Source organism: Methylosinus sp. (assembly GCF_036560965.1).
GTDB lineage: Bacteria > Pseudomonadota > Alphaproteobacteria > Rhizobiales > Beijerinckiaceae > Methylosinus.
The window spans coordinates 1-4,050 of record NZ_DATBQF010000039.1; the positions used below are offsets into that span (position 1 = coordinate 1).

At 60.6% G+C, this 4,050-nt stretch carries 3 protein-coding genes and 3 pseudogenes; 2 read left to right on the forward strand and 4 right to left on the reverse strand.

What is annotated here, in order from left to right; genetic code table 11:
• Positions 1-518: 518 nt before the first annotated feature.
• A pseudogene (locus VIF40_RS11100) lies at positions 519-644 on the reverse strand (ISAs1 family transposase); the annotation flags it as partial.
• A 710-nt stretch (positions 645-1,354) separates the two neighbouring features.
• On the opposite strand from VIF40_RS11100, the gene VIF40_RS21470 reads away from it, so the two are divergent.
• Positions 1,355-1,624, forward strand: a complete 270-nt coding sequence (locus tag VIF40_RS21470; RefSeq protein ID WP_414684788.1) for a hypothetical protein — start codon at positions 1,355-1,357, stop codon at positions 1,622-1,624.
• Here the strand turns inward: VIF40_RS21470 and VIF40_RS11105 are convergent.
• Entirely contained in the window at positions 1,523-2,332 is an 810-nt protein-coding gene (locus tag VIF40_RS11105) for an alpha/beta hydrolase (RefSeq protein ID WP_331937579.1), read from the reverse strand. The two genes, VIF40_RS21470 and VIF40_RS11105, sit on opposite strands and share 102 nt — an antisense overlap.
• A 234-nt stretch (positions 2,333-2,566) precedes the next feature.
• Here VIF40_RS11105 and VIF40_RS21475 point away from each other — a divergent pair.
• Positions 2,567-2,725, forward strand: a pseudogene (locus VIF40_RS21475) (IS6 family transposase); the annotation flags it as partial.
• Positions 2,726-2,833: 108 nt separating this feature from the next.
• On the opposite strand, the pseudogene VIF40_RS11110 reads toward VIF40_RS21475, so the two are convergent.
• A pseudogene (locus VIF40_RS11110) lies at positions 2,834-2,986 on the reverse strand (integrase core domain-containing protein); the annotation flags it as partial.
• 178 nt (positions 2,987-3,164) lie between these two features.
• Complete coding sequence (locus VIF40_RS11115; RefSeq protein ID WP_331937580.1) at positions 3,165-3,908, reverse strand: group II intron maturase-specific domain-containing protein; 744 nt, start codon at positions 3,906-3,908, stop codon at positions 3,165-3,167.
• Positions 3,909-4,050: the final 142 nt, after the last annotated feature.

The window sequence follows — 4,050 nt, forward strand, 5'->3', positions numbered from 1 at the left end:
GCAGCCGCGCGAAAACATTCGCGGCGCCTCGGTCGGACATGCGCATGACCTTGCCGATGCTGAGAGATCGCGCGGCGGCGGACAGGAGGAAATGCCGAGCCATGGCGCCTTCGCCAGAGAGAACATAATAAGAACACTCTCGGCGAGCTCGCGACCGATGTCAAGCGACGGTGGCGGTTGCTACATAAGACCGGGCATTTCTGTGAATCGGCTCGACGCCTTGACCCCCAATCGGCAAGGGGTCACAAAACCAAGCCGTTGCCTGGTCCTATATATTCTTGTGGCCTCCACGCCGATTGGGGGTCAACGTGGCGCGCCGAATGACAGACCGCTTGCACCAGGGCGTGCAAGCCGGCGATCTTCCGCCAGACACGGACATCACCATGCTGGCCAGTTACTTCGGAACGGTCTTCCGCGGCATGGCGGTCCAAGCCCGCGACGGTAAATCCCGGGACCACCTCCTGGGGTTGGCGAGGATCGCCATGCGAGTCTGGCCGGCGTAGCGGGGGAGCATGAGGAGCGCCTTTCAGCTCGAGGCGTTCGAGCAGCAGCGGAATGGCGACGATCTCGTTACTCATCTTGTCGACCGCTTCCTGGTCGAGCACGAGGCGTTGGCGCGACGCCCAGGCGGAAACCAGATGTAGCGGCGAGCCGCGGCCGCGCAATGAGCCAAGCTCGACGATACCGGCGATGTTCGCGCAGCAATAGTTCCAGCGGGATTCAGAGGCAGAGCGGAGCATCGAACAATACGGAGTCAATGATCGCTTCCGAGCGGTGGGGGCCATTCCAGGTAATATCGCTCCTCGTGTCGAGCGAGTATGCCTGTCTCCCGCCGTTCGCACCAGAGCCGTTTTGACCGCGTCGACGGCACGCATTGCCGCGATGCGACATCGTTCGACGAATGGCAGAACCAAGGTAACGCCATCTTGCGGAGCGTGCGCGGCGACGTCACATCGATAGGTGGGATAAGTCTCTCGGCGTCGCGTTCGGTCTGCTTGGCTGCTTATAGGGGCTGGGTGAAAAGCCGAACGCCGCCAGATTGCGTCCTACGGCGATGCAGATCGGATGCAATGTCGCCAATAGGCAGCGCGTTCGCCGAAACATCGAGACGGCGCGCAACGCCGAGAGTGGGAATTTCCTTCTGACGCTGCGTATTGTGGCCAGGGAGCCTGGAACCGTTCCAACCGACCGGGCGTGACGCGAGCCTACCCACCGTCCTGGTTCAAAGGGCGGCTGGTCTCGCTTCAGGACCGCTGGAAGGAGCTCAACTCCCCGCAGGTATCGGACCAGATGACGCTGGTCTTTTGATCGACCGATCCAAGGAGCCGGACGCGTGGCCCGCATATCCGGTTCTGTGAGAGGCGCGGCGGAGAAATCCCCGCGCCTACTCGACGCCTTCGGGGAATCATCCGAACGCGCCAAGCTGCTCGTCGAGCAGCTCGGACTGGCGATCGAGGATCTGGAAGAAGCGCAAGGAGCCGAAGAGGCGAAGGCCGATCTCGCCGCATGCGCCAGCTCGCGTTCATTCACTAACCACACGCGCAATGAAATCCAACATGACCGCGTTGAAGGTCGCCGGCCGCTGAAGCGGCGCGAAATGACTGACCTCCGGCAATACCTGTAGGGTCGCATCGCGTAGCGCGAGCGCCAAGTATGCCATGTGCTCGAGCTTGATGAACTCGTCGCGCTCCCCGATGACGACCAATACCGGCACGTTGATGCGTCCTAGATCGTCGGCCGTGTACTCGGGCTGCGTCCGTTGCATCGCCTCCAGCGCCTCTGACATCGCCTTAAAACCATCGGGCGTCGGGGACAGGGCGGTGTAGTCGTCGACGTGGCGTTGGAATATCCGACCAATGACCGGAGTGAACTCGAAGGGCTTGGTCCCGCTCGAATCCACGTTGCAGGCGAAGAACAGAATACCGTTTACACGGTCTGGCGTTCCCTCGGCCAAGGCAAGGGCGGTATCCGCCCCGTCGCTCCAGCCGATGAATACGGCCCGATCGATCTCCAGACGATCCATGACCGCGCGAACGTCCGCAGCCATCCTATAGTAACTATAGGGCCGATCATCTCGGCCGCTTCGTCCTTGGCCTCTGCTGTCGACCACGACGGTGCGGTAGCCGGCGGCCAGGAGGGCCGGCACCTGGTAGCTCCAGTTACCACTGTTACCGAGACCGCCGTGGAGCAGAATGACTGTCCGCCCCGAGCCTGCCACGGCGAACCAAATACGCGCCTGATCGTGTGTGACGAAGTCCTCTATCATGGTCGCAGGGAGATCAGGCAGCCCGTGTTCCTCAAGGTAGGTCAGGTCGTCGTCCCGAAATGTCATGAGATGTTCCTGCATCCTCTTGCTGCGGATTCCGACTAAGCCGGTCGCCTTCAAGTCGGCGTACCCGGCCGGCCTAAAGCGGAATCCGCACTCTTGCACCGAACCGCTTCAAGAACCGATGACATCTCCGCCGTTGAAATGGCCGTAACTGCCAGCCGTCCTGGCGGTGCAGGCGCAGCAAGCCGCGAATAGCGTGGAGCTGCGCGTCGTAGTCTGGCGAGCCCAAGCCAAACGATGCGAGGCCCCCATGCCGTCTGGCTCTATTTTCGCTTCCCACTCAGCCTGCGGCTCGTAGAGGAAATGCCGCTCGAACGCAGGATAGTCGTCATATCGATCAACGGCGAGAGACGCTACAGAGCTGGCCTCGCTTATTTGGACAGCGCCCCGCGAAAATAAGGTGGATTCCTGCCGGGGTTTACCGAACGCGGGGCGTTTCGATTTTGTCGCAGCGGCGGGAGGGCTTTAGCCCGACCAGAGCTGCGACAAAATCGAAGGCGACGGTCATGCGGCCATCGCAGTTTCCTGTTTGCCGAAGTAGGCCTCGTCAGGCGTGCGCGCGTCAAGGCTCGAATGTGGGCGTCCCTCGTTGTAAAACGCCAGATATCGGCCGATCGAAGCACGCGCCTCGGACACGCTGTCGTAGCCTTTCAGATAGTCGAGTAGCGCGGGGGAATCGCACCCCCACGCCCTCCGAGGTAGGGTCGGGGACTGGCGCGCCGGTGTCGATCAGCTCGCGATCGAACCACGTTTCCAGCCCCCGCCACGTCGAACGCAGCATGCGGTTTTCCCGCACTACGCTCTCCTGTCTGTTTCGCCTCGAGGGTTATGGGACCTATCGTGCCGGGGCGACTTTCGAAGCAGGCCTTACAACTCGGTAGCCGTTGAAGAGCTTCAGAGTCTCATACAGCCAACTCCTACTCCACCGCGTCCAGCCGAAGCCCTGTCGATTCCGGGCTCTCATCATGTGGCGCCTAATCTTCTTTTCAACCCAGTCTTTCACCAATCCGAAGCACTTGCTGGCGTGCCCCACCGCGAAGTAATTCACCCAGCCGCGCAGCACCGGGTTGATCAACCTGACGATCCGATCAACCGGTTGCGATTGGTGGCGGCGGAACACAGCCTTCAGCGTCCGTAGCAGAGCTGTTCGCTTTTTGAGTTTAGGCGTGTAGTGAGCACGCCATACACCTCGCAGACTGCGCATGCGGCGGAAATCGAACCCCAGGAAGCCGAAACTTTCGCCTCGACATAGATCCACGATTCGACTCTTCTCTTCGTTGACTTCGACCTGTAGTTTGGCGAGCTCTTGCCTTAACCGCTTCTCCACCGCTGCCATCAGCCAGTCATGTCGCGGGTGAGCGTCGATCAAGATCACCAGGTCTTCCGCGAATCTCGCGTATTCGACATAGGTGTACTTGCCGTAACGCGTGACCTCTTTCGCGCGCTCCAGCATCTTATCAACCTCGGTGAGGTAGATGTTGCTGAGCAGCGGCGAAACGACCCCGCCTTGCGGAACGCCTCGCTTTCCGTTGGCTTTGAGCATGACCTTCAGCAGGCGCATCACGTCGACATCATTCACGCTGTCGATTTCCGCCGAAATTTGACCCAGGATTTCCGTTGAGAACTGACCCGGGTTGAAGATGGCTTGCGGGTCAGTCGGTCGTCAAGTTTTGGTCTTCTCCTTTGCAGGTTTGTCCGCCTTCGCCGAGCTGTCCTTGAAC